The organism is Breznakiella homolactica, assembly GCF_016616095.2.
GTDB lineage: Bacteria > Spirochaetota > Spirochaetia > Treponematales > Breznakiellaceae > Breznakiella > Breznakiella homolactica.
On the sequence record NZ_CP067089.2, the window covers coordinates 3258530 to 3283599 of the forward strand.

General features: G+C 52.9%; 22 protein-coding genes and 1 riboswitch. Of the genes, 20 read left to right on the forward strand and 2 right to left on the reverse strand.

Going from position 1 to position 25070, the window contains the following annotated elements; genetic code table 11:
- Positions 1-167: 167 nt before the first annotated feature.
- The 11 genes from JFL75_RS14725 to JFL75_RS14775 all read left to right on the forward strand — a co-directional run bounded on the left by JFL75_RS14725 (position 168) and on the right by JFL75_RS14775 (position 11016).
- A complete protein-coding gene (locus JFL75_RS14725) occupies positions 168-881 on the forward strand; it encodes an acyl-[acyl-carrier-protein] thioesterase (protein WP_215627437.1) in 714 nt (237 codons plus the stop codon).
- A gap of 231 nt (positions 882-1112) precedes the next feature.
- Positions 1113-2546, forward strand: a complete 1434-nt coding sequence (locus JFL75_RS14730; protein ID WP_215627438.1) for a YfcC family protein — start codon at positions 1113-1115, stop codon at positions 2544-2546.
- An 85-nt stretch (positions 2547-2631) separates the two neighbouring features.
- On the forward strand, positions 2632-3822 hold the full coding sequence (locus JFL75_RS14735; protein ID WP_215627439.1) for a M20 metallopeptidase family protein: 1191 nt from the start codon (positions 2632-2634) through the stop codon (positions 3820-3822).
- 21 nt (positions 3823-3843) lie between these two features.
- Positions 3844-4758, forward strand: a complete 915-nt coding sequence (locus JFL75_RS14740) for a dihydrodipicolinate synthase family protein (RefSeq protein WP_215627440.1) — start codon at positions 3844-3846, stop codon at positions 4756-4758.
- An 80-nt stretch (positions 4759-4838) separates the two neighbouring features.
- Positions 4839-6200 carry an FAD-dependent oxidoreductase gene (locus tag JFL75_RS14745; RefSeq protein ID WP_215627441.1) on the forward strand — a complete coding sequence of 454 codons (1362 nt, stop codon included), beginning with the start codon at positions 4839-4841 and terminating at the stop codon, positions 6198-6200.
- 9 nt (positions 6201-6209) lie between these two features.
- Positions 6210-7349: a M24 family metallopeptidase gene (locus JFL75_RS14750; protein ID WP_215627442.1), complete on the forward strand. Its 1140-nt coding sequence runs from the start codon at positions 6210-6212 to the stop codon at positions 7347-7349.
- 197 nt (positions 7350-7546) lie between these two features.
- Complete coding sequence (locus JFL75_RS14755; protein WP_215627443.1) at positions 7547-8011, forward strand: hypothetical protein; 465 nt, start codon at positions 7547-7549, stop codon at positions 8009-8011.
- 74 nt (positions 8012-8085) lie between these two features.
- Entirely contained in the window at positions 8086-8676 is a 591-nt protein-coding gene (locus JFL75_RS14760) for a DUF2589 domain-containing protein (RefSeq protein ID WP_215627444.1), read from the forward strand.
- 7 nt (positions 8677-8683) lie between these two features.
- Positions 8684-9202, forward strand: coding sequence for a DUF2589 domain-containing protein (locus JFL75_RS14765; RefSeq protein WP_215627445.1), 519 nt, complete (start codon positions 8684-8686; stop codon positions 9200-9202).
- A gap of 4 nt (positions 9203-9206) precedes the next feature.
- Complete coding sequence (locus JFL75_RS14770; protein ID WP_215627446.1) at positions 9207-9830, forward strand: hypothetical protein; 624 nt, start codon at positions 9207-9209, stop codon at positions 9828-9830.
- A 4-nt stretch (positions 9831-9834) separates the two neighbouring features.
- Positions 9835-11016, forward strand: a complete 1182-nt coding sequence (locus tag JFL75_RS14775) for a transporter substrate-binding domain-containing protein (protein ID WP_215627447.1) — start codon at positions 9835-9837, stop codon at positions 11014-11016.
- Positions 11017-11021: 5 nt separating this feature from the next.
- On the opposite strand, the gene JFL75_RS14780 is transcribed toward JFL75_RS14775, so the two are convergent.
- Together JFL75_RS14780 and JFL75_RS14785 are read right to left on the reverse strand one after the other, a co-directional pair.
- Positions 11022-13028, reverse strand: a complete 2007-nt coding sequence (locus JFL75_RS14780; protein ID WP_215627448.1) for a TonB-dependent receptor plug domain-containing protein — start codon at positions 13026-13028, stop codon at positions 11022-11024.
- Positions 13028-13561, reverse strand: coding sequence for a hypothetical protein (locus tag JFL75_RS14785; RefSeq protein ID WP_215627449.1), 534 nt, complete (start codon positions 13559-13561; stop codon positions 13028-13030). Before JFL75_RS14785 ends, JFL75_RS14780 begins: the two co-directional genes overlap by 1 nt.
- Positions 13562-13677: 116 nt before the next feature.
- Positions 13678-13900, reverse strand: a riboswitch (cobalamin riboswitch).
- A gap of 291 nt (positions 13901-14191) precedes the next feature.
- Here JFL75_RS14785 and JFL75_RS14790 point away from each other — a divergent pair.
- From JFL75_RS14790 to JFL75_RS14830, 9 genes are all read left to right on the forward strand, one after another.
- Positions 14192-15301 (forward strand): substrate-binding domain-containing protein, encoded by a 1110-nt coding sequence (locus JFL75_RS14790; protein WP_215627450.1) that lies wholly within the window; start codon positions 14192-14194, stop codon positions 15299-15301.
- A 104-nt stretch (positions 15302-15405) separates the two neighbouring features.
- Positions 15406-16893 carry a sugar ABC transporter ATP-binding protein gene (locus JFL75_RS14795; RefSeq protein WP_215627451.1) on the forward strand — a complete coding sequence of 496 codons (1488 nt, stop codon included), beginning with the start codon at positions 15406-15408 and terminating at the stop codon, positions 16891-16893.
- A gap of 148 nt (positions 16894-17041) precedes the next feature.
- Positions 17042-17998, forward strand: a complete 957-nt coding sequence (locus JFL75_RS14800; protein WP_215627452.1) for an ABC transporter permease — start codon at positions 17042-17044, stop codon at positions 17996-17998.
- Positions 17999-18001: 3 nt separating this feature from the next.
- Positions 18002-19645 carry a glycoside hydrolase family 3 protein gene (locus JFL75_RS14805; protein WP_215627453.1) on the forward strand — a complete coding sequence of 548 codons (1644 nt, stop codon included), beginning with the start codon at positions 18002-18004 and terminating at the stop codon, positions 19643-19645.
- 343 nt (positions 19646-19988) lie between these two features.
- The gene (locus JFL75_RS14810; RefSeq protein ID WP_215627454.1) at positions 19989-20831 is read left to right on the forward strand and encodes a response regulator transcription factor; all 843 of its coding nucleotides are present in this window, start codon (positions 19989-19991) and stop codon (positions 20829-20831) included.
- Positions 20832-21026 carry a hypothetical protein gene (locus tag JFL75_RS14815; protein WP_215627455.1) on the forward strand — a complete coding sequence of 65 codons (195 nt, stop codon included), beginning with the start codon at positions 20832-20834 and terminating at the stop codon, positions 21024-21026.
- A gap of 255 nt (positions 21027-21281) precedes the next feature.
- Positions 21282-22076 carry a LytR/AlgR family response regulator transcription factor gene (locus tag JFL75_RS14820; RefSeq protein WP_215627456.1) on the forward strand — a complete coding sequence of 265 codons (795 nt, stop codon included), beginning with the start codon at positions 21282-21284 and terminating at the stop codon, positions 22074-22076.
- A 51-nt stretch (positions 22077-22127) separates the two neighbouring features.
- Positions 22128-23438, forward strand: coding sequence for a sensor histidine kinase (locus JFL75_RS14825; RefSeq protein WP_215627457.1), 1311 nt, complete (start codon positions 22128-22130; stop codon positions 23436-23438).
- 240 nt (positions 23439-23678) lie between these two features.
- The gene (locus JFL75_RS14830) at positions 23679-25046 is read left to right on the forward strand and encodes an MATE family efflux transporter (RefSeq protein ID WP_215627458.1); all 1368 of its coding nucleotides are present in this window, start codon (positions 23679-23681) and stop codon (positions 25044-25046) included.
- The last annotated feature ends 24 nt before the right edge of the window (positions 25047-25070 follow it).

The window sequence follows — 25070 nt, forward strand, 5'->3', positions numbered from 1 at the left end:
CGTATACCATGCGTATGCGGACAGCGGCGTTTGGTATGCGGCGGCTCTGTCTTTTCCGGTTTTTGGGATTGTTTTTTTCCGGCGTAAATTTGTATGATTACCGGAGAAGCCCCGCCAATGTATTCCGCGCGGGCTGATTATTTTAAAAATTGTAACGGAGCTTTTCAATGTACACACTAGACAACCGGGTTTGCACAAGCCACACCGACGCGGAGGGGCGGCTCAAGCTTGTTTCCGCCATTGATATGATGCAGGACTGTTCCCAGATGTGGATGGAATCAGAACCGGTCCTGGAGCTGTATTTCCGGGATAACCGCATCAGCCAGATGCTGGTCTCCCGGCAGATTGATGTGATCCGTCTGCCTTTGTACGGCGAAAAGCTGCGGGTAAGTACAAGTGTGTATGAGTGCCGGGATTTTTACGGATACCGGAATACCGTAATATACGATGAAAACGGGGAGCCCTGCGTGGTGAGCTGGAGTACCGGTGTTTTTGTCAGTCTTGAGCAGGAAAAAATTGTCAGAATTCCCGGAACAGTGTTTGACCAGGTAGTGATGGATGAAAAGGTTGAAATGGAATATTTAGGGAAGAAAATTTCCCTTCCCGATGTTCCCGCGGAAAACCATCCCCCGGTGCATGTGCGGCGCCACGATATTGATTTCAACCGGCACATGAACAACGCGAAATACGTACAGATTGCCTGGGAATACCTTCCCCGTGATTTTACCGTTTCCCGCATGCGGATTGAGTATAAAACCGCGGCGAAGTACGGCGATGTTCTCCATCCCCGGATGGTGACGGGAATACCGGGGAAAATATTCGTTGTTCTTACGAACAGTGAAGAGTCTCCCTACGCGGTAATGGAATTCTGCGGCGGCTGAAATCCGCTTATTTTGATGACAGCAACATAAATCGTAAAAAAAACAAAAATATTAAAAATATTAAACTTGACAACTCAAAAAAGTAGCCGAATACTGGAACTGCTCTTTCTGTATTGACCGGGTACGTAAAATTTCATCTCCCGCCGGCATCCGCTGCTCCGCCGGTCATGAATATGGTACTTCCCGGTATTTTCCAGGGGAGCATATTCATCTTGTCAGGGGGTGTTTCAAATGGGAAAAAATTCGGCTGCACCGCAGTTAGGAAAAAAGAAATGGGCCTTTCCCAACGCTTTCGTAATTCTGATCATATTCTGCCTCGTTGCCATGGTCATGACCTGGGTTGTCCCGGCGGGACGGTTTGACCGTGTCACCGAAGGATCCATAACCAAGGTCGTTCCGGATTCGTTCCATTTGGTTGATTCAAAACCCCAGAATCCCTGGGATCTTTTCCGGGCAATAGTCACCGGATTCAAACGCCAGGCGAGCCTGATTTACATGACCCTCTTTGTGGGCGCGGCGATTTTTATGCTGGAATCGACCAAGGCCATTGATATTGCCTTCAGAAAACTCGCACGGGCGATGAAAGGCAAAGAAGCCCTGGCGATCTTTGTGGTGATGGCGGTCATGTCCCTGGGGGGCGCCACCGGCGTGTTCGGCAGCGTTACCCTGGTGCTTATCCCTATCGGAATATTCCTATCCCGGGCCATGGGATTTGACAACGGCCTCGGTTTCGCCATGATCTTTTTCGGGTCCTTCTCCGGGTTTAATGTGGGCTGGGCGAATTTCAGTACCATCGGTATCGCCCAGACCATCGCCGAGCTCCCGATTTTTTCGGGATTCGGAGTCCGGGTAATCCTCCATATCTGCAACTTCATCCTGTCGTATTTCTTTGTGCTCATGTACTTCAATAAAATCAAAAAGGATCCCACCAGGAGTCTCAACTATGAAACGGGCATGGCGCTCGGCGATTACATGGGCAGCACCGGTGAAAACGAAGATGTGAGTAAAGTGAAACTCACCGTCAGCCAGATCGTTTCCCTGCTGGCCCTGGTTCTGGGTATTGTCACCGTGGTCATCGGCGCGCTGAAATTCAAATGGGGGGCGGACCACATCTCCGCGACCTTCCTGGTGGTTTCCCTCGTTATCGGACTGGTCAGCAGATTCGGGGCCAACGGTACCGCCGACGGTTTTATCAAGGGCTGCTCCAACGTGGTGTACGCGGCGTTTATCATCGGTTTCGCCAACGCCATTTCGGTGATTATGGAGAGCGGGCTCATTCTCGACACCATCGTGTATTACCTTTCCATTCCGATTAATTACTTCGGGCCTGTGGCGGGGGCGAACTTTATGCTCATCGCCAACAGCATCATAAATATTTTTATCTCCTCCGGTTCCGGCCAGGCCACGGCGGTCATGCCCATCATGGTTCCCATCGCCGATATTACCGGGATCACCCGGCAGGTCGCTGTCCAGGCTTTCCAGTTCGGTGACGGTTTTACCAACTGCCTTATTCCGACCATCGGCTCCCTCATGGGCGGACTCGGATTCGCGAAGGTTCAGTACGGCCGGTACCTCAAATGGGCGACCCCCTTTGTTCTTCTTCAGATTGTCCTTGCCTGTGTAGCCATTACCATTCTCCAGAGCATAGGCTGGACCGGTCTTTAAGGCCCGCATAACGAATTGGAATGCGCCGCTGAATCCTCCGTGGTTTCGGCGGTGTGTTTAGCAGCGCGGAAAACGGAAGGAAAATATGCCTGATATAAAAAAAATGGTATCGGAGATAACCCCGGAAATTACGGAACTCTGCAACCATATCCATGAGAATCCCGAGCTGAGCCTCAAGGAAATTGAGACCTCCCGGCTGCTCGAGGAATATATAGAAAAGAATGTTGTGTATGAACGGAAAAAACGGGTGGCTGAAACCGGTTTGTTTGTGGAAATAAAAGGCACCAAGCCCGGATCCGGCAAGGTGCTCGCCTTCCGGGGTGATATTGACGCTCTGCCGATCCAGGAAGCGGAAGGCATGCCCCATCGTTCGAAGGTTCCCGGGGTTATGCATGCCTGCGGCCATGATGTCCACGGCACCATTAACGCCGGAGCCGCCAGGATTCTCAGTGACTGCCGGGACCAGTTTTCCGGTTCGGTGTATTTCTTTTTCCAGCCGGCGGAGGAAATCCTCAAAGGAGCCATGCTCTTTCTGAATGATCCGGACATCGATATGTCCAGAATCGACGCCGCCGCCGCGGTGCACAGTTCCCCGGAATTCCACGCCGGCGCCATTGGCGTGCGCTACGGCGCCATCCTTGCCAGCGCCGACGAGATACGGATAACCGTCCGGGGCAAAGGCGGCCACGGCGCCCACCCGCATACCTTTATCGATCCTGTGCTTACGGCCTCGAGTATCATTATGAATCTGCAGACCCTGGTTGCCCGGGAAACTTCCCCGGCGGACTCGGCGGTGGTTTCGATCTGTTCAATCCACGGCGGGAACGCCCATAATATTGTACCCGACGAAGTGGTGCTTACCGGAACCTGCAGGACCATCAATCCCGAAACCAGAAACCGGATGGAAGAAAGCATCAAGCGGATCGCGAAAAGTACCGCCGAGGCGCTCCGCGCGTCCGCCGATGTGGAATACATCCGGGGCGTTCCGCCCCTGCTCAGCGAGGACGAATGGGTTGACCGGGCTGTCCGGGTAGGGACCAGACTCCTGGGCGAGGAGAATGTGGTGATGCTTCCCCATCCCTCCATGGGGGGCGATGATTTCGCCTTCATCAAGGAGAACCGGCCCGGTGTTTTTGTCCGGCTCGGCGCCAGAACCCCGGGAGGACCCTACGGGTCGCTCCATTCTTCAACTTTTTACAGTGATCCCGCGGCAATACCCGCGGGGATGCTGACAATTGTCGGTCTTGCCCTGGATTTTTTCGGGGCGGAATACTAAAAATTACAAAAGAGGAACAAAATGCTTAGACCGGTAGGTTCGTGGGTGGCCATGCCCACTCCGTTCACAAAAGATGATGCCATAGATTATCCGGGGTTTGAAATTCTGATAAACCGCCAGATTGAATTCGGGACCAGTGAGCTCTTTGTGCTCGGCTCCGCGGGGGAGACGACCCTGCTTACGCTGGATGAAAAAAAACAGATCGTTAAGGAAGTCATCGCCATGACCCGGGGAAAAATCCCGGTCTTCTTTAACGCGTCGGCGATGACCACCGAGGCGAGCGCCGATTTCGCGCGGTACTGTGAACAGGAAGGCGCCGACGGAGTGATCTTCACTATCCCTCCGTATGTGCTGATTCCCCAGACCTCAGTGATGGAGCATCTGGATTACTGTATGGGGGCGGTGGGGATTCCCTGCGGAATTTACAACAACCCCGCCCGGCTCGGCGTCAATGTGGAGCCCGAAACCATCGCGAAGCTGGTGGAGAAGCATCCCAACTTTGTGGCCGATAAGGAAGCCATGGCTAATGTCCGGCAGCTGGTCCAGATAAAGCGGCTCTGCGGGGACGCTCTTAACATGCTGTGCTGCGACTTCCCGAAATATTCAATCGTCATTCCCACCCTTGCCCTGGGCGGCAACGGCACCGCCAATATCGGCGGCAACATTATCCCCGCGGAAGCGGCGCGGTATTCCCGTCCCTGGACGGATATGAAGATCATGGAGGAATGCCGGGAGGAATACTGCAAATGGTTCCCCCTGCTGGAAATGCTCTACGCCCTTTCCAATCCCATTGTCATCAAAGCCGCCCTTAAGATCCTCGGACTTCCCGGGGGACACCTCCGCAGACCCTACCAGGAGTTTACCGGTCCGAAATACGAACAGCTTGAGCAGATGATGGATGAGATGGGAGTTATAAAGAAGTACGGCAAAAAATGAACCTTCCCGCGGCCTGCCGCGGGGAAGTATGCCGGACTTTCGATTGAATTCTCTTGCCGTCAGGCTTAAGGGGGATATTTATGTCAGAACGTCTTGTGGTTATCGGCGGTACCGCCGCCGGGCTGAGCGCTGCCTCAAAGGCAAAACGGTCATACCCGGATCTGGCGGTGACGGTCTTTGAGAAGACCGGCTATACCAGCTACGGTTCCTGCGGGCTTCCGTATTTTATCGGCGGAATCATACAGAACCCGGGTGATCTGGTAACACTGACCCCCGAGGCGCTGCGGACCGAACGGGGTATCGAAACTTTTATCCGCCACGAAGCCCTTTCCATTGACCGTAACGCCAAAACAGTAACCGTAAAAAACCTCGAGGACCAGACGATCCGTTTAGTTTCCTACGATTATCTTGTCATTGCCACCGGAGCGTATCCGGTAATGCCGAGTATTCCCGGCATTGACAGTACCGGAGTATTCCATCTCCGGTCCGTGGAGGACGGCATAGCCTTCAAGGCAAAAGCCGGTGTATCCAAAGAAGCCCTCATCATAGGCGGCGGGCTGATCGGGCTCGAAGTCGCCGAACAGCTTTCATTAAAAGGCCTTTCGGTAACGGTTCTGGAGGCGGCTCCCCGGATCCTGCCCCACCTCGCGGATGAACTGGCCGCTGATGTTACAGCGGAAATGGAAAAACACGGCGTCGCCATCCGCTGTTCCGCGCAGGTTACGGAGGTGCTCCGGGAAAATGGGGAGGCAAAGGGGGTTCGGACCGGGGACGGTGAAATCTACCGCGCGGACTGCATTCTCGTTTCCGTTGGCGTACGGCCGAACAGCAGTCTCGCGGCGGATGCCGGGATCGAAACGGGATTTTTGGACGGCATTGCAGTGGACCGGTATATGAAAACCAGCGATCCGTCGGTATGGGCCTGCGGTGACTGTGTGGAGATGAGAAACCTCATCACCGGAGAACCGGTCTACGTGCCGGCGGGCACCACCGCGAATAAACAGGGCCGCATCGCCGGGTCCAATATCGCGGGAGAAAACGCTGAATTTAAAGGGGTGCTTGGCTCCCAGGTAACGAAGCTGTTCGGTCTCACCGTTGCTTCCGCCGGCCTCACCGAGGACCAGGCCCGGAAAGCCGGTTTCGCGCCGGTATCGTCGATGATCACAAAGTCCGACCGCGCCTCCTATTATCCCGGAAGCCGGGACGCCAAGCTCCGCCTTACTTTCGATGAAAATACCGGAGTCCTCCTTGCCGCCCAGGGTGCGGGCAGCGAAAGTATTGCCGGACGGATAAATGTCCTTGTGGCGGCGATTACCGCGGGTATGACGGTGATGCAGCTTGAGGAACTCGATCTTGTATACGCTCCCCCGGTCGCTCCGGTGTACGATCCGATTCTGATCGCGGCGTCCCAGGGGATCAAACTGGTAAAACCAAAACAATAGGAGATACCCATGAAAGCAGCTGAAAAACGGGTGCAGGTTCTGCGTAACTATATGGCCGATAAAGGGTTGGATCTCTGTGTTCTTTCCAGTCCGGAGAATATGCAGTATTTCAGCGGGTTCCAGGCGATCACCTATACCCGCCCCATTTTGTTTGTGGTTACCGGTACCGAGACCCATCTCATTGTTCCCGCCCTTGAGGAAGACCACGCCAGCCTCGGTTCCACGGTGGTGGAACATCTCCATGTGTATTACGAACATCCGGAAAAAGCCATCGGAAATCCGTCGGCTTTTGAGATCCTCAAAAGCCTGGGTGCCAAAAAAGCGAATCCTTCGGTGGGCGCGGAGTTTTCCGCCCTGAGCCTTAAGAACGCGGGGATGTACGAAAGCTGGGGCTGGAAACTTCAGGATATTTCCCCCCAGGTCACGGTATGGCGGGCGGTAAAGGATGAGCTTGAAAAAGAATATATCCGGGAGGCGGGAAAGCTATGCCAATTCGCCTTTGGTGTTTCCCTGGATAACGGCAGGGCGGGAATAACGGAACTGGAATTCGAGCAGTTCGGCACCACGGCGCTGTACAATAAGATCTCCGGCAATTATCCCTATGTCTTTTCTTCACCAAACTGCTTTACCCCTTCCGGGGTGGAGCGGACAAATATGCCCCATGTGTTTTCCGGCAACCGTAAATTCGAAAAAGGCGACATGGTGATTCACGTCCGGAAGCCCGCCATCAACGGATACCACGGCGAGCTGGAACGGTCTTTCTTTATCGGAAAACCCAACCCCAAAGCCGAACACGCGTTCCTGGCGATGCTCGAAGCCCAGACCGCGGTCATGGACGCGATCCGGCCGGGGGTTACCTGTTCCCAGATGGACAAGGTCGGCCGGGATGTGCTCCGCAGGCACGGATACGCCGACTACGCCATCCACCGTATCGGCCACGGCCAGGGGCTGGGCCGCCACGAGGAACCCTACCTTATCTACAATTCCGATCTCGTTCTCCAGGAGGGAATGGTATTCACCGTGGAACCGGGAATTTATATCCCCGGAGTCGGCGGGTTCCGGCACTCCGATACCCTGATCATAACCAAAGACGGATACGAGAACACCACGGAATTCAAACGGGAGCTCAGGGATCTTATTCTGGACTGATCACGTACCATCCCATGTCCGTAACTTCCTGCCGGCGCTGTCCGGCAGGTTTTTTATGCCCAGGCAAACCGCCGCCGGGAGAAACCTCCCGGGACGGTTTTTTCATTTTTCCTCAAAATAATTAAAAAAAATCTTGGACTAATCGGTTTAACGGATATATAATATTCTGTCATTGAATGAATTTATTCGGGGGTTATATGGAATTCCTGATAAAGGCGGATCTTAAAACCGGGCGGATGGCCGCCTTTGACAGGGATATCCCCATATCCTGTATGGTACGGAATGAACTCAATCATGAGCGGAAAAGCCATGAACTGGTATACTCCATTCCGGACAAGCATCCCATCCAGCCGCGTCCCTTTCCTCCGGGGAAATGGCGGATCACGGAGCCCAGGGAACGGACCGATCCGTATCTGGCGCCGTTTTACATTCCCTCCGACGCATACCAGATGCTCCCGGTCTGGGAAGTTGAAAACGGCCTGTACAAGGCGCCGACAGACAGTTTTACCAGAGACTGCGCGTATGGTCTGCACTACTCAACGTCCCGGTCAACCCAGGGCTGCATAAAAATTCTTGACCGGGAACACCTGCTGTTCCTGGCAGATACGATCAGTGACCTTCTCAGGGCCGGAAACGAAATATATATAGAGGTAAATTCCTGAAGGCCGCTCTTAAAGGTGATGTAACGGGATAACTGTGTTCCGTTTTGTATACTTCTCAAAAGGATGGTGTAACTATGGCTGATAACATCGTTAATAACTTCAAGGGAATCCCCATGGGGGAACTGATCGGCGCGCCCCTGACCGCCGCGTGCGAAGCACAGATCCGGCTGGCCCAGGCGACCTTCAATTTCGTCAAGCAGATTGCCTTTGAGGATGAAAAAGGAACCCAGACCCGGCTGGTAAAATTCAAACTCCAGCGGCCCACCGAAACTCCCACGGGGTATGATAAGGTGGATATTGAAGTTCAGGCTCCGTTCCTTGGACTTGTACCGATACCCGCATTGCTTATCGAGGATGTCAATGTGGAATTCCAGATGGAAGTTGCCGCCACGGAACAGAGCAAAACCAATACCGCCGCGGAGGTAAACACCACCGCCAAGGCCAGCTGGGGGCTTTTTTCCAAGGCTTCGATAGAAGTCCAGGGCAAGGTTACTTCCAGCAGGGAAAACACCCGTTCCACAAACCAGACCGCGAAGTACCAGGTCAGGGTGAACGCCCGGCAGCAGGTTCCCACCGAAGGGCTGAGCCGGCTCATGGATGTAATGGCCCAGTGCACCGCGCCTTTGCCGAGTTCAAACACGCCGGCAGCACCTGAAAAGAAATAACTAAACCATGGCTGAAAAAAACAGCAGCCGGGCGGAACAGACTTTTTCGGATATTATCCGGGGCATGCAGTACGCGGTCAACACGGCTCAGGAAACTCTCCAGGATCACCAGTTCCGGCTGATGGAACAGTACTTCGACAGCGACGGCAATCCGCACATGATGTACATCATCCTGCCCGACGGCAGGCGGGTGGACTTCCCGAAGATTGCCCTCATTCCTCAGTGCCTTCTGGGCATTGAGGAACTGGAAATGTCTTTTTCGGTGGCGGTGGCCCGTGCGGAGGTTAAGACTTTTGTAAACAAGGCCGAGGAGGTGCTGCCCCCGGAAACGTCCCGGTCGAGTTTCCTGGTCGCCTTTGCCCGTCGAAAACCGTCCCCGGAGCCGGAGAAGAATTCTTCAAAAGGAAAAACGGAGGAGCCCGCGGATACGGACACCATCGAGGTGAAGATCAAATTCAAATCTATCCCCCTGCCGGAAGGGGCCTCCCGGATACAGGATATGCTTAACCTGGGAATCGGAGGGTGAATGGATGGCAATTAAGGCCAGTACTTTTCACCAAGGAGATTACCGGGGAATTGTCAGTGCCATGAGGGACAATTCCCGGGCCAATCAGGTTTACGCTATCGCTCTCCGGGATGGCACAAAAAACATTTCGTTATCAGTAAACTGCGGAACAAATTATTTATTCAACACGTATACTGTAGACCAAACAGTAATAAATAATTTTCAGTACAACTATTCAGAAGGTTATAAAGAAGCGCGTCCTCTTAAAGAAATGTATTCGGTTTTTAATACCCTTTATGCCAGCACGGACGCCGGTAAACGGGTTGGGGCGGAGTATGAAGCCGCCAAAGGCACGGTTATTTTTTATTTCTGCGAGGCTGCCCGGTCAGCAATTATTTATGAATACTGCAAGACATTGAAATTCGACCGGTCCTCTGTAATTCCACCGGATATTTTTTTTCTGGTCAATGATTACGATAAGACCTTATCTCATCGCGATACGGGCCATGCAAAGAATTACGATATACCGTTAAAACCATCGGACTATTACAACTATTATTCTACTTTGGCACAGGCTATACGGGATGGCAGTCTCGCACGGTTAAAAATTGCCTGTGATACCGCCTCGCTCACGTATCCCGCCAGATAGAATCATGAACCGTACTGTTGGACTTCTGTATGCTGCAGCTGTTTTTTTCTTCCTGGCTCAGACGCTTTATTCCCAGCAACCATTGCCGGCCACCGTCAAAGCCGGAGTCCACCTCGATCCGCCTTTTGTCATGGCCGGTGAGGACGGCCGCCTGTACGGGATGGCCGTCGAACTGTGGGAGGAAGCTGCCGCGGCGCTTGGTGTGGAAACCCGCTATGTCCGCTACCGCACAATGCAGGATATGCTCGCTGCCGCCGAAGCCGGAAACATTGATATGGTGATAACGAACCTGACGGTCACCCACGACCGTACCCGGTATCTTAAATATTCCTTCCCCTGGTTTGATTCGGGGCTCAGGATTATGGTGAGCGCCGACAGCGGGATCTCAGTGATCGCCGAGCTGATCCGGACCGGACAATTCAAGACCTACCTGCTGCTCTTTGGTGTCCTTATCCTGCTTGCCGTTCTGGTAACCCTGATCCGGCGGCGTTTTGATCCCGAATTTCCCCGGGGCTGGAAGGAAGGGATAACCTGTTCCTTCCACGATCTTGTCGCCATGGCAAAGTCGGGAAGTATCCCGAAAAGTTCCGATGATACCGATGTAAAGGTTCTGAAAAAACTGAAGGACCGGGAATCGTTTACCGTTTCCGAATTAGCCGGCGCCGTTATTGAAGTCCGGGAAAAGAAAAACCGCTACGGCTGGATCGGTTATGTCCTGTCCGCGGTATGGATGCTTTTCGGAGTCGGTCTTGTCGCCTATGTGACATCCACCGTGACCGCCACGATGACGACGCTGTCCCTCGTATATGAGGAGATCAATTCATTTTACGATCTCCCGGGAAAGCGGACCGGCGTATTTGCCGGAACGGCTTCTGAATACGATCTTCGGTATCTTGGGACGAACATGGTTCCCCTGGCGGACATCGAAGAGGCGGCGGAAGCGCTCAGCGCGGGCAGCATCCAGGCGGTGGTGGCGGACGCGCCTGTTCTCGAATATTATGTGCTCACCCACCCGGAATTCAATTTTACCGTCACGGGGGAGCTTTTCCGCCCGGATAAATACGCCTTTGCCGCCGCGGGGAACGGCGCCGGATTGATCGATACAATTTCCGTGGAACTAATCAAGCTCCACGAAAACGGATATATCCGGTCACTGAAATTAAAATACTTCGGAACCGCGGAATAGTTCGTTTATAAATCAAACATCGCCTTAGCTCCCAATGTTAGGCGTATCCCCGGCATGGGGTAATCGACCACCGTAACATAGGATGTGTTGAGGGCGTTTTTAAGAGCCGCGAATACGGTAACGTTTTTTCCTATCCGCTGGTTTACCGTCAGATTAAGAATGAAAAACGGATCGAGCTTGATGATGTTCTGCGTCTCGGTGTACCGTGTGCTTTCAAAATGTCCGGAGACAATACAGGACCCGCTTTTCCACGGGATTTCCAGGGACACTCCGAAGGTATGCATGGGCTGATAGGGCATCCGGATGTCTGAGGAAAATGACAGTTCCCCGGTCAGCACGTAGGTTAACAGAAAATTATAGGAGAGTTTCAGCACCAGATTTTTGCTGGTATTAAGAAACGGAAACGCAGCATCCACGCTCGTATCCAGCCCGAAGTACGCGGCCTCTCCGACATTTACCGGTTTCCACACTCCATCCGAATTCCGCCAGTGTATGGAATCCCGCATCCAGGTCGTGTACAAGGTTCCCTGGGCTGTCAGGAAATTTTTCCGCCGGTATTCCGCGGTGATATCCGCGCCGATGCCATCCTCGGGCCTGAGGTCGGGATTGCCCTGGGCGGTGGCGTCCCCTGACCAGTACAGATCATTGAAGGCCGGCAGTTTATAGCTTCTGTAGTAATTGTTTTTAAGGCTGAATGAATCCGACCCATGCCATACAAAGCCGAGTTTCGGAACCGGCACCGCGGTGTTTTCACTTAATACCATTTTTACCGAGGGAACAATAAGAACTTTTTTATGTGGCAGAAATTCCGCGGTAAGGTAAATCCCTCCGTCGTGGCGGGTTCTGCCGCCGATATTGGTTGAATCGAGATAGGAGAACCGGTAATCCCCGCCGACGTTGAGGGTTACCTGCGGAATGATGTACCAGGCCCACCGGTTTACCGCCGTTACGGTGTGCATATCGTGAAGGGAATCGGAACCGGCGTCCTCGTAATCCAGGATCGTCCAGTTGTGGTTAACCGCGGTTTCGGTTCCGAATTTTCCGCTTACCGCGAAGGGCATGTCCAGCATAATACCCTGACGGGTGGAAAAATCCTTTTGCTTGCCCACGTTCTGCGAAGTACCCGGACCGGGAATGTTTTTGTCGCCGTAGTAGGCGTCCCCCGTCAGGATGAGTTTTGAGTCCTGGGGCAGGGTCCAGGCAAACGAAGCGTTTGCCCCGGTGTCGTACACTTCATTGTTTTCCCTGCGCCGCGTTACGCCGTAGTAATCCTCGAAAAGAAAATGGTTTGCGGCGCGGTTGGCGAAGAGATTTGCGGACCAGGAAAAATCGCGGAGTCCCTGGCCGGCGAAAACCGAAAGCTTCTGGGCATCGGCCAAATCCTGATATGCCGGTTTTTTCTCGATACCGCCCCGGGCGTTATAGGTCCCCGGCAGGGCGGATGTATTCGAGATGCTTCCGCCTATCCTGAGTCCCGGCTTCTGTTCCTTTACGGTAATAATGTTTATGATTCCGCCCACGGCGCCGCTCACGTTGAACTTTGTATCCGATCCGCCGTACACGACTTCGATTTTCTCAATAGAATTGACATCGATCATGCTGATCTCGAATTCCCCGGATTGGGGGGAATTGACCGGAACCCCGTCTATGAGAATGGCGACCCTGCCGGAACCGAACCCCCGCATGTTGATGCTGGCGGCATTGCCGTACGCGCCGTACCGGGTCACCGGCAGGTTCAGCGTCTGTTCCAGCAGCGCCGCAAGATCCGGGGCATGGGCTTTTTCGATTTCTTCTTTGGTCACGGTTTTTATCTGCTGTGTCGTCTCCGGTATGGATGGGGCGGTAAAAGTCAGGCCTTCGCCTTCCATGACAAAGGGGTACTCATCGCAGAAATCATCTTCATCAATGGTGTCCGCCCGCAGGGAGAAACCCGCGCAGAACAGAAACAGCATACCGGCCAGGAACAGTATCCGGGCCGGCGGGGCCGCAGCAGGTCCCCGGAAAATCTTCATCAGTCAATCTTTCCCAGAGGTGCTATATTACTCCAGTTAACAAAATCATCAATGTTATCAATGGTGAATTTGGCCAACGCTTCTTCCAAAGTTGCGGTCTCTACTGGCTCCCGGTAATTATCCAAGTTAGCAGCATTTGCCATGGATACGCTTGTTTCGGTTAGACCGCGCCAGTAGGTGCCGGAAAATTTTAACGATGGGTCACTGGGCGCCAGATATTCAATAATAATTACACCATAATCATTGGTAAAATCGGGATTATTTTTAATACTGCCTGTAAAAGTATAATCCCACACAGAACCTTCCTCGTATGAATACGTTAATGTATCATTAGTTATGGTGTACACTTCCGTAAAACTCGTTTTATTTCCTTCTTCACCGTAGCTGCCATTTGCCTGCCAGCTTCCGATCAGGGTAGCTCCCTCGCTGGTGGTGCCGTTGTCGCAGGCGGTGAAGAATGAAAGTCCGGCGGCAAGTAACAGGACAAACAGAAGGGCGGGTAATTTTTTGAAAAGGGAACGCGCTGTGTACATGGACTGCTCCTTTCCGAAGAAAAGAGGCCGCGGGAAAAAACACCGGTACGGAAGGTAAACGGCGGTTTTTCCGGACCTTATCCTCGAAGTCCAGAAAAAAATTGATTCGGATCCCGGACGGGACCTTCCGCATACCAAAGTCTCCTGGCTTCCGGGTATTGCCCATGGGGCTTTTCCGTTCCCGCCTGCCTTCCCGGCTTTCTGGGCCAGTGGCTGGACGTTTCCTGCTGGAAACGCCGTATGGCGGGATTGTTCCCGGTTACAGTTACGGGATAGCGGGGGATTTTCACCCCACTTCCTTTGAAATACGCGGATTTTAGTATAAGTCCGGTTTATTGATCCGTCAATATGCGGGGAAGCGCCGAGTATGGCAAGCCGGCAAGTACCCGGGGTACGGTTCTGCGGATCCTGTCATGGAAAAGGGAGAATGGCGGCGCGTCGGCCTGCGGCCTCGAAAGCCGTTTTATACGAAAGACCCGGCGTTACTATCTTAACCGGCTCTGTGCTGTCTGAGATTTGAGTTTTCATGATAGATGTAAAAATACCTATAAAATACCTATTTTTTATTTGACAAATTTTATAAACCGGGCGTATAGTGGGTGAATACCTATTATTCAGGAGGAGTATTTTATGAGGAATCTTAAAAACATCTATGTTTTACTTATTTCCTGTCTTCTCGCCCTGGCCATGACGGCATCCGTTTTTGCGGGCGGTTCAAAGGATTCCGGCACCACGGAAACCTTTGTATACGAAACTAAGGGCCCCAGCGGCGAGTCCCCCACGAGCTACGACGATGTGGTACTTTCCGATGCCGACATGGCCGCGGTCAGACAAAACCGGTACAAAGCCGCGATTCTTATGCATGAATCCACAGACTGGGTCAACGCGGTTATCGCCGGCGCCCGGGATATGTTCGGAAAACTCGGCATCGATGTGGTGGCCGTAACCGACGCCCAGATGGATTCCAACAAACAGCGGACCGATATCGAGACAGCCCTTGCCCTTAAACCGGATATTATTGTGACCCTGGTGGTGGATCCCGTCAGCGGCGCCGTGGCCCTGCGCCAGGCAATCAACCAGGGCGTCAAGGTTGTGCTTATCAGTAATCTTCCTTCGGGCTTTGTCCACGGGAAAGATTACGCGGGGATTGTTACGGATGATCTTTTTGCCATGGGCAAGTCCGTGGCGGAAATGATCGGTGATTCCCTGGGCGGCAAAGGTGAAGTGGCCCTCATGTTCCATGACGCGGACTACTACGTTACCAACCAGCGGGACAAGGCCGTTGAGGCGGTCCTCCGCCGGGATTATCCTGAGATCAAGATCGTTACGAAGCAGGGCATCGTAAATCCCAGCGACGGCGATACTATTACGTCGGCTATTCTTACCCAGTATCCCAGAGTTAACGCGGTGTACGCGCCCTGGGACAGCATCGCCGAAGGCACCGTGGCCGCGGTCCGCGCTTCCGGCCGGAAGGATGTAGGGGTTTTTACCATTGACCTCGGGGCGAACAGCGCCATGGATCTGGTCAAAGGCGGCAGCATGAAGGGCATGGTGGCGGACCTTCCCTACGTACTCGGTGAAACCCTGGCAAAGATGGGCGCTCTCAGCGCCCTGGGCAAGGATACCCCGGCGTTCGTAACCGTACCGGCTATTAAGGTAACCAAGGACAACATCAGAACCGAATGGCAGCGCTCCCTTAACCGGCCCCTGCCGCCGGAAGTACAGCAGGCCATGCAGTAAAAACCAATTGAACTGTAATAGCGCGCTTTTCCGGAGGTATCAGCCGCCGGAAAAGCGCGGAGAAACCTGGGGCGTGTTGTGTCCCGGGTTTCCAAGGAGCGGACATGAGTGAATATTCAATTGAAGCCGAAGGACTGAACATAAGTTTTAACGGCGTACAGGTACTGCACAATGTGGACTTCCGGGTTAAGGAAGGGGAAGTCCATGCCCTGGTGGGAACCAACGGGGCGGGTAAATCAACCCTGGTAAAAATCATCAACGGTGTATATAAACGTGATTCCGGAACCATCGCCATCCACGGAAAACCGGTTAATTATGAAAATCCCGAAGGCGCACTGGAGGCGGGCATCGCCATGGTGTTCCAGGATCTCAGCCTCATCCCCAGCATGACCGTGGCGGAAAATATTTTCCTTAAGACCAACCCCTACCGCAAAGGCCCGCTCATCGATGACCGGGAAAACTCCCGCCGGGCCCGGGAACTGCTGGAGCTTATCGGTGTGGACGCCGAAATCCGGCCCCAGGATCTGGTGGAAGATATGAGTATCGGCCAGCAGCAGCTGGTGGAAATCGCTAAGGCTCTTTCCAACAATCCCAGTATTCTTATTCTCGACGAACCCACGGCCTCTCTATCCAATACGGAAATCGAGCGGCTGTTCACGGTAATCGAAACCCTTAAAAGCAAGGGGATTTCGATTATTTATATAACCCATTACCTGCAGGATATCTTCAAGATCTGCGACGCCATCACCCTTATCCGGGACGGCCGGATTATTTTCCGCAAGGAAACCAATGAGATCGATATGAATTTCCTGATCGATTCCATGACCGGCTCGGAGAGTGAAGCCGTACAGTGGATCCGGAAGCAGGATCTCCGCAAGGGAACACCCCTTCTGGAAATCAAAAACCTGAGTACCGCCAAGGTCACCGGGATCTCCCTCAGCATCTATCCCGGTGAAATCGTTGGCGTCGCCGGACTTCTGGGCAGCGGCCGGACGGAACTGCTCAAGGCGCTTTTCGGAATCGATAAAATCATTTCGGGTGATATTTTTATAAACGGAGAGAAGGTTTCGATTCCTTCCACCACGGAAGCCATCAGTCACGGTATCGCCCTGATACCGGAAAACCGGCGGGAGCAGGGGCTGGTGCTGGATTTCCCCGTAGGGGAGAACATGGTGCTCTCCATATTCAACCGGCTCCGGAAATTCCTTATGATCGACGATAAAAAACGGAACGACCTGGCCAACCATTACATTAAAACCCTCAACGTAAAGACCCGGGGGCCGAACCAGATTGTCCGCTACCTTTCCGGGGGCAACCAGCAGAAGGTGGTGGTAGCCAAGAGTCTGGCCAGCGATTCAAAAATCCTGCTCCTGGATGATCCTACCTTCGGTGTGGACGTCCATGCCAAGCGGGAGATTATGAAGATAATCCACGATTACGCCGCCCAGGGAAACGGAGTGCTTATGGTTTCCTCGGAGTTCAACGAGATCGTGGATTTCTGCGATTCAATTTACGTTATGAAGAAAGGCCAGGTGACGGATTTTCTGGCGGATCATATCAGCGAAGACGACCTGCTGTACAAGGTTCAGTAGACTTGTGAGATAACCCGGTTGGTTATCTCACAAGTCTTGCAGTTTTACAGCCTAAAGGCCATAAAACATGCCTTTTTCAGCGGTAGTTATTCGATAACTGAAGTTATCGAATAACTCTAATAGCACACCGGATATCCAGGAGGAATAAATGAATAGAGTTACCGCAAAACTAAAGGAAGTGCAGTGGCGCAATCACGTAATATATTTTATTTTCGCCGGCATTATCCTTCTTTTTTCCGTACTGCTTTTTGATAAAGGATTCCTGTCGGGTTCCAACCTGATGAATATCGCCCGCCAGACCGCCATGATTTCCATTATGGCTGTGGGCATGACCTTTGTGCTGGCGGCGGAGGAAATAGACCTTGCCTTCGGATCGGTGGTGGCATTATCCGCGATTATTACCGCCCTCCTGCTGCGGTCTACCGGAAACATAGCCCTGGCGGTTCTCTGCGGACTTGGGTCCGGGGCCGTGGTTGGTTTTATCAACGGAATTTTCGTGGCCAAAGTGGGTATCCCCTCATTCCTGGTTACCCTGGGCATGAGCGGCATTATCCTGGGACTGGCCCGGTGGATCAGCAACCTCCAGTCCATCGCCATCAACAACGATACCTTTACGTTTATTTTCGGGTCCGGCGACATCGGCCCGATCCCGGTTCTCTTTATCTGGACCGTGGTGGCTGCCTTCGTCGGCCACCTGGTGCTCAAGAAAACCCCCTTCGGCCGGAAGGTGCTCGCCGCCGGGGGAAACAAAATTTCGGCGCTGTATTCCGGCATCAATGTTCCCCGGATGAAGATCGCCGTAATGGTCATCAATTCCGTGCTGGCCGCCCTGGCGGGTATCCTCTACGCCGGCCGGCTCCACGGAGCCCGGTATTCCCTGGGGGAAAACGACGTGATGATCGTTATCGCCGCGGTCATCATCGGCGGTACCTCCATGTTCGGCGGCAAAGGTTCGGTCATCGGTTCCGTACTGGGCGCCCTGATCATGGGTATCCTCAACAACGGACTCATTCTGTTAGGCCTGTCGGTGGATCAGCAGATGATTTTCAGGGGCCTCATCATAATCGTATCCGTATCCCTGACGATGCGGGAAAAAAGGATATAAACCATGGCAGACAAAACTGAAATCCAGGCAATCATTGACGGAATGAGCGCCGCCCAGAAAGCGGGCCAATTCTTCCTTCTGGCGTATCCGGGCAAGGATCCCAAGGTTATCCAGCCCCTCTTAGAGCAGTACGGCCTGTGCGGCTGCTACATCAGCCAGGATAACGCCGACACCTTCGCGGAGGCGGAGAATTTCACCGCGGAAATCCAGGCCATGAGCATGAAATTCCAGAACCTTCCGCTTCTCCTTGGGGTGGACCAGGAAGGCGCCTGGGGCGTTCTGATTCCCGAGTCCCACCCCGGCCCGGGCAACCTCGCCCTGGGCGCGGTCAGGGATACCGGTCTTGTAAGCGGCATGTACCGCGCACTGGGAGAAGAGATGCTCTCCGTCGGGTACAACTGTCTCCTGGGCCCCTGCGCCGACGTAAACAGCGATCCCCGGTCTCCGATCATCGGGACCCGGTCCTTCGGGGAGTTCCCGGAGCGGGTGGCGGCCTGCGTTGACACCGCGGTAAAGGGCGCGCTTCTCACGGGAACGGTAACCACGGTAAAGCATTTTCCCGGCCATGGCGCCACCGAAGGCGATACCCACCGGGTGATTCCGGAGGTGAACAAATCTCTCGATGAGCTGCGCAAGACGGATCTCCTGCCGTTCCTGGCGGGAATCAAAGCCGGTGTCCATATCGTTATGACCTCCCACATCCGGTATCCCCAGGTTGACAAGGACCATCCGGCGACACTTTCAAAAACCATCCTCCAGGATCTCCTCCGTATGGAGATGGGCTTCCGGGGAATCATTCTGTCGGACAGCATGAACATGGGGGCGATCCGCAAATTCTATGATCCCGCGGAATCGACCCTGCTGGCTCTCAAGGCCGGGGTCGACGTGGTTATGCTTGCGGAGGAGCATTACGACCACAGCGGCGAGTATCTGCCCAAGCAGATCGCTTCTATAGAAATTGTGAAGAAAGCAATTGAATCCGGCGTTCTCAGCGCGGAAGAGGTAAACGAAAAGCTCCACCGTATCCTGGATCTCAAACTCAACCGCATGAAGGTCCGGGGCCCGGCGCTCACCGCCCCACAGAAACAGGCGATTGCCGGCGCGGAGGAAAAAGCCGCCCGGGCGGCCTTTGTGCTGATCCAGAAAAACCTCTGGCCGCTGCCAGCGGAGGGTTCCATTGTCTGTATCAACGCGAACCCCCGGGAGAGCTATAAAAACATCGTGAATCCCCGGGGTATCGGCCCCAACCAGGAAAAACCAGCCTTCGATACATTCAGGGAAAGCTTCGGTGCTATCGAAAAAAATGCCCTCTTTGTCGATTACGAGGATGTCAAAGAAAAAACCGCGGAGATCGAAAAGGCCGCGGCTCTGGTTGTTGTTACCGAGGATTACCCCCTGCCCGGGGAGGATTTCGACAAGGAAAAACAGCAGGCCCTGGCGGCGGACCTCTGCAGACAATATGGCGCAAAGACGGTGATTCTCGGGCTGCGGAGTTCTTATGAATTATCGAACTATCCCGAAACCGTGACCTACCTGTGCGCCTATTCGAGCCGGACCTGTTCCGCCAAAGAGGCGGCAAAAATCCTTGCCGCCCGGGAAAAATCCCCGGAAGGAATGGGAAACCCGCCGGTAAGCGTCAGGATTTAATTCAGTACGAAGCCCTTCGGTCCTGCTGGACCGGAGGCCCCTTGCTGTGTTACAGGAAAAGCCCTCTGCGTCTGCGGCAGATCACCTGCAGGGCAATCGCAGTATACCGGCAATGGCACAGAAGCATGGTGTGTACCGGTAACGCGGGGTGTCCGGGCACTGGGGATATGAGCGGTTTTCTAGGCCGCAGGCCGACGCACCGCCATATCCCCAGTGCCCGGACAGGACCCCTATCTTCGGTATCTCTATGCTTCAGTGCTTAGATCCATTTATACCGTGGTTGCCGTGAGCGTTCCTGTCCACGGTGTTTGCCAAGAGGGACTTTCCTGATAAAATGGATACCATGGAAAAAAACCGGGAAGAACAGCTTAAAGACCTGTTTCAGGAACTCAATCAGGAACAGGAGGAAACCCGGCGGAAAGTTTCCTTCCTGGAATACCTCGTTGCCCGGAACAGCCTGTATTTCCTGGTTTTTCGCGGGGACGAGCGCATCCTGTACCATAATCTTCCCAATCGGAAAAACCTCGATACCCTTTCGGATGCCGAATATATACTGCAGCGGGATACCATAGACCAGATACGGAAATACATATCCGTTACTCCCGCGGGGAATTTTGAGATTACCCTTAAGAGTACGGTCCTGGAATTTATTCTTTTTTCCCAGGAGAATTTCAGCGGGCTCTACTTTCTGCAGATTACATTGTTTAACCAACAGAAACCGGTGCAGCTGGCCCGGGAAGAACAGGAGTATACCCGTACGGAGATCGGTGTGGAAGATCTCAGCGCAGCCCTCCGCCTCCTGGACGAAATCCGGGGTATAGAATCCCTGGAGCAGAAAAAACAGCTCTACCAGGAAATACAGGAAAAATATCTCCCCGCCCTGGAGGAACTTCAGCGCAGCGTCAGCGATCCCATCATCGGGATATGCCTCGATATTATTCACCACAACCTGGAGGAAGTCCTCGCTCCGGCGGGCAGTTTTTCAGCCCTCTACAAGGTTCTCACCCCATCGGAAATAAAAGTCGCCGAATTCATCCGTATGGGCAAAAGCTCCCAGGACATTGCCGAAGCCCTGGACATTGCCAAGAAAACAGTGGAAAATCACCGTAACAGTCTCCGGGATAAACTGGGGATTAAAAACAAAGGGGTTAATCTCCGTTCATACCTGTTAAATCTGGATTCGTAGATGAAAAAAAAACTGCTGATCAAAGGCGCGGTATTTTTCCTGGTCGGGACCGGTCTCATTGTTTTTTTTCTTTTCCGCCCGGTTAAGGGTTTCGGTAATTTCCTGGTGGGTTTCGGCGGCGCTTCCATGGTGGTTGGAATCCTGAATATTTCCAGGGCTCTCAGGATGCGGGAAAACGGGGATTCTTCGGGCTGACTGATATCCCCGGCCGCGGAAAATATCTTTTATTTTCCCGTATAACATTCTTATATTTCCGGTTGTCCGTACTGCTGATAATACCAGGTGCATTTTTTTCGCAGAAAAAATCCCGTAACGCCAATAAAATCATTTTTCACCCTGAATTTTCGCATATTTGGTGTTAGTTTGATGTTGTTATACTTGCATAATACACAAGATATGCCGCCTATTGTGGTATTATAAACAGGAACATCAGCATGAAAGGAGGAGCAGATGAACTGCATCGCGGTTGACGATGAACTATTCGCTCTGAAGGACCTGACTGAGGCGATCACTTCCGCCGCGCCGGATGTATCAATCCGTCAGTTTCTTACACCCATGCAGGCTGTTGAGTATTCGGTACAAAATACGGTGGATGTGGCTTTTCTGGATATCGAGATGGACCGGCTGAACGGTCTTGAGCTCGCGAAAAGATTAAAAGATATTTCCCCTAAAACCAACATTGTCTTTGTGACCGGTTATTCCGAATACGCACTGGACGCTTTTTCCATATTTGCCAGCGGTTATATTCTTAAACCCGTATCCCCGGAGGCGATCGCCAGCGTCATGGATAATCTCCGGAATCCGGTGCCGGTACGGGATGATCCCAGGGTGCGGGTCCAGACCTTCGGCAATTTCGAAGTATTTGCCGGGGACAGGACCGTTCACTTTTCCCGGAGCAAATCCAAGGAACTGTTCGCGTATCTTATTCATAAACGCGGAACGGGATGTACCTCAAAGGAAATAGCCTCCGTCCTTTTTGAAAACCAGCCCTACAGTATTTCCATCCAAAAGCAGGTCCAGACGTGCCTGTCTTCCATGTTAAAGGATTTTAAAGATGCCGGAATTCAGAATATAATTCACAGGTCCTATAACTGTACCTCCGTGGATATATCCATGATCAACTGTGATTATTACCGGTTTATCGGCGGTGATCCTCAGGCGGTGAACGAATACACCGGAGAATACATGTCGAATTACAGCTGGGCTGATTTCATCATCGGGTATCTGGACAGCAAGGTATTGTGAAAATGTTGACTGCGGTTCATTTTGGATGGGCCGTTCCGGCGGAGGTCAGAGGTGAACACCATTGGCAGTATCAATATTTCACTGGAAATATTCAGCAGTATCCTTTCACTGATAATTATCGTCTGCCTGTCGATCAGTGAGAACAGGAATACCCGGTTGAACCGTCTTTTCATAATAATGCTGGCCTTTAATATTGGAGTTCTTCTCAGTGACGCCGTCACCTGGATTCTGGACAGCAATACCCAGTGGTACAGTTATTACCTGATCCGGATCGCTAATTTCTGCGTGTACAGCTTCGGATATATTATTCTGGCGTTTTTTAATGATTATCTTATTACCTACCTTGCGGGAAAAACAAAAATATCACGGATTCCGGTATACGTGATATCCGGACTCTGCGCGGCCGCGGTGCTGCTGGTTTTTATTTCCCAGTTCAACCACATGTATTATTATTTTGATGAAAACAATGTGTATCACCGGAGTGAATGGTATTGGCTGTCCCAGGTGTGGGCCATCATTATCATGCTCACCGATACCGCCATCATCATCCTGTACCGCAAGGCCATGAACCGGCGTGAGTTCATTTCCTTTCTGTCTTATGGCGTACTTCCCGTGGCGGCGATGATTATCCAGATACTTGTTTACGGGCTGACCCTGCTCTATATCGGTACTACCCTTTCTTTGCTGATAATTTATGTCAGTATCCAGGTTGAGCAGACAAAACTGCTTAAAGCAAAAGATCAGGAACTGGCGGAAAGCAGAATCTCGATTATGCTCAGTCAGATCCAGCCTCACTTTTTGTATAACGTCCTGGTGGTGATCAAGCAGCTGTGCGATATTGACCCGCCAAAGGCGAAAGAGGCGGTCATGGAATTTGCCGAGTACCTCCGGGGGAATCTCGATTCCCTGCAGCTGAAGACACCTATTCCCTTTGACAAAGAACTGCGCCACGTAGAAAACTACCTTTCCCTGGAAAAAAAACGGTTCGGTGATCTGGTCTCGCTGGAACTGGATATCCACGTCAGGGATTTCCTGATTCCCTCCCTGACACTCCAGCCGCTGGTGGAAAACGCTGTCCGGTACGGGGTCTCCCGGACGCAGGGCGGTACAATCCGTATCACCGCGGCTGAGGCTGATGAACAGATTGTTATTACCGTCGCCGATGACGGAGCCGGTTTCGATCCTTCCCATACCGGGAGGGACGGCCGCTCCCATGTGGGTATTGAAAACGTAAGAAACCGGCTCGCCGCGATGTGCTGCGGCACCCTGACCGTAAACAGCGCCCCGGGAAAAGGCACAATAGTTACGATAACGCTGCCAAGAAAAAACCTACAAGCCGTCAAAGCGGGAATTCGCCGGTAGTTTGCCGCCCGGCGCCGGCCCGGCTTGACTTCACCGGAAAAAGTAAGTATCTTATATACAGAAGTAAAAGCTGTATATGTACGTATACGGCCATTGTTTTTTATTTTCCTTTAATCGGGAATCCAACAGTCCGCCGGGACTTAATATCGCATGATAGGCCTTAAGCAATGCGCGCTTAAGGCCTTTTTTTGTGCCCCGGGAATTGTGGTTTGGTTTCCGGGGCCGTAAGGAGAAGGAAGTATGAAAATCACGGAAACCAAAACGAGTTTTACCATCCTCCGCTACGTCATCCCCCAGATGATCGGCCTCGTGTTTAACTCAATCTATTTTATTGTGGATGGAATTTTTATCGGGAACCGGCTGGGCAGTACCGCCCTGGCCGCGGCGGGTGTGGCGGTTCCGGTGGTGGAGATCACCATCGCCCTTTCCATGCTTATTTCCGTGGGAACGGGAATTATAATCTCCACCCGGCTCGGGCAGGGTGACGAAAACGGCGCCGTGGCGGTATTCAATTTTTCCAATGTCATAGCCCTGGCCGTGGGCGCCGCCTTCGCGGTTCTGGGAAATATTTTTATTGTTCCCCTTGCCCGGTTCCTCGGCGCCACCGATGTGCTGCTGGGCGATACGGTCACGTATCTCCGGTATTTTATTTCATTCTCGCCGTTCCTTATTTTCAGTTTTGCCCTGGGTACCTACGCCAGGAACGACCAGCGGCCGACCCTCGCCATGGCGGCGCTTACCATCGGTTCACTCTCAAACATCCTCCTGGACTACGTGTTTATGTATCCTCTGAACATGGGTATGGCCGGTGCTGCCCTGGCCACCGGGCTCGGCCCCGTATTCAGCGTACTCATACTGCTTCCCCACTTCCTCCGGAAAAAAGGCAAACTCTTTTTCAGGAGGCCCTCATTCTCCATGAGTACCCTTGTTAAGATCGGGCAGAACGGGACGCCGGCGTTTGTGGCGGAATTCTCCCTGGGGTTTGTGACCCTGATGTACAATATTTTTATTATCCGGAACGGCCTTGGCGAAGACGGCTTGGCCGCGTACATGGTCATCGGATACGCCGCGCTCATTTGTCTGACCGCCTTTCTCGGCGCGTCCCAGGGGGTTCAGCCCGCGGTGAGTTTTTTCTCCGGCGCCGGCGAAAAAGGGAAGATCAGGGAACTCTTCAAAGCGATGCTGCTGTTTACCGCTGCGCTTGGGATTGTATTCTACGGACTGCTGTTTTTCTTCGGGAAAAACTTCTTCAGTATTTTTATCAGGGATAATCCTCCGCTGCTGCAGTTTGCCGCTGACAATGCCAGGATATATTTTCTTAACCTCCTGCCGGCGGGAATCAATATCCTGATGATTTCGTTTCTGCAGTCCATGGAACGGTCCGCCGAATCCCTGGTGATCTCCCTGTCCCGGAGTACCGTTCCGGTGGTGCTGGGGCTGATAGTGCTTCCTCTGCTGTTCCCGGATACCGGCCTCTGGCTCGCGGTGACTTTTGCGGAAGTGCTGACCTTCGCTCTCGGTATCATAGTATGGAAGAAATGGCCCCTCAGAAAACAGCCGGCGCAAAACCGGAAAGCCGCGGCGAAAATGGACGAGGTTTTGCTGTAGCCGCCGCCGTATCCATAGGGTATA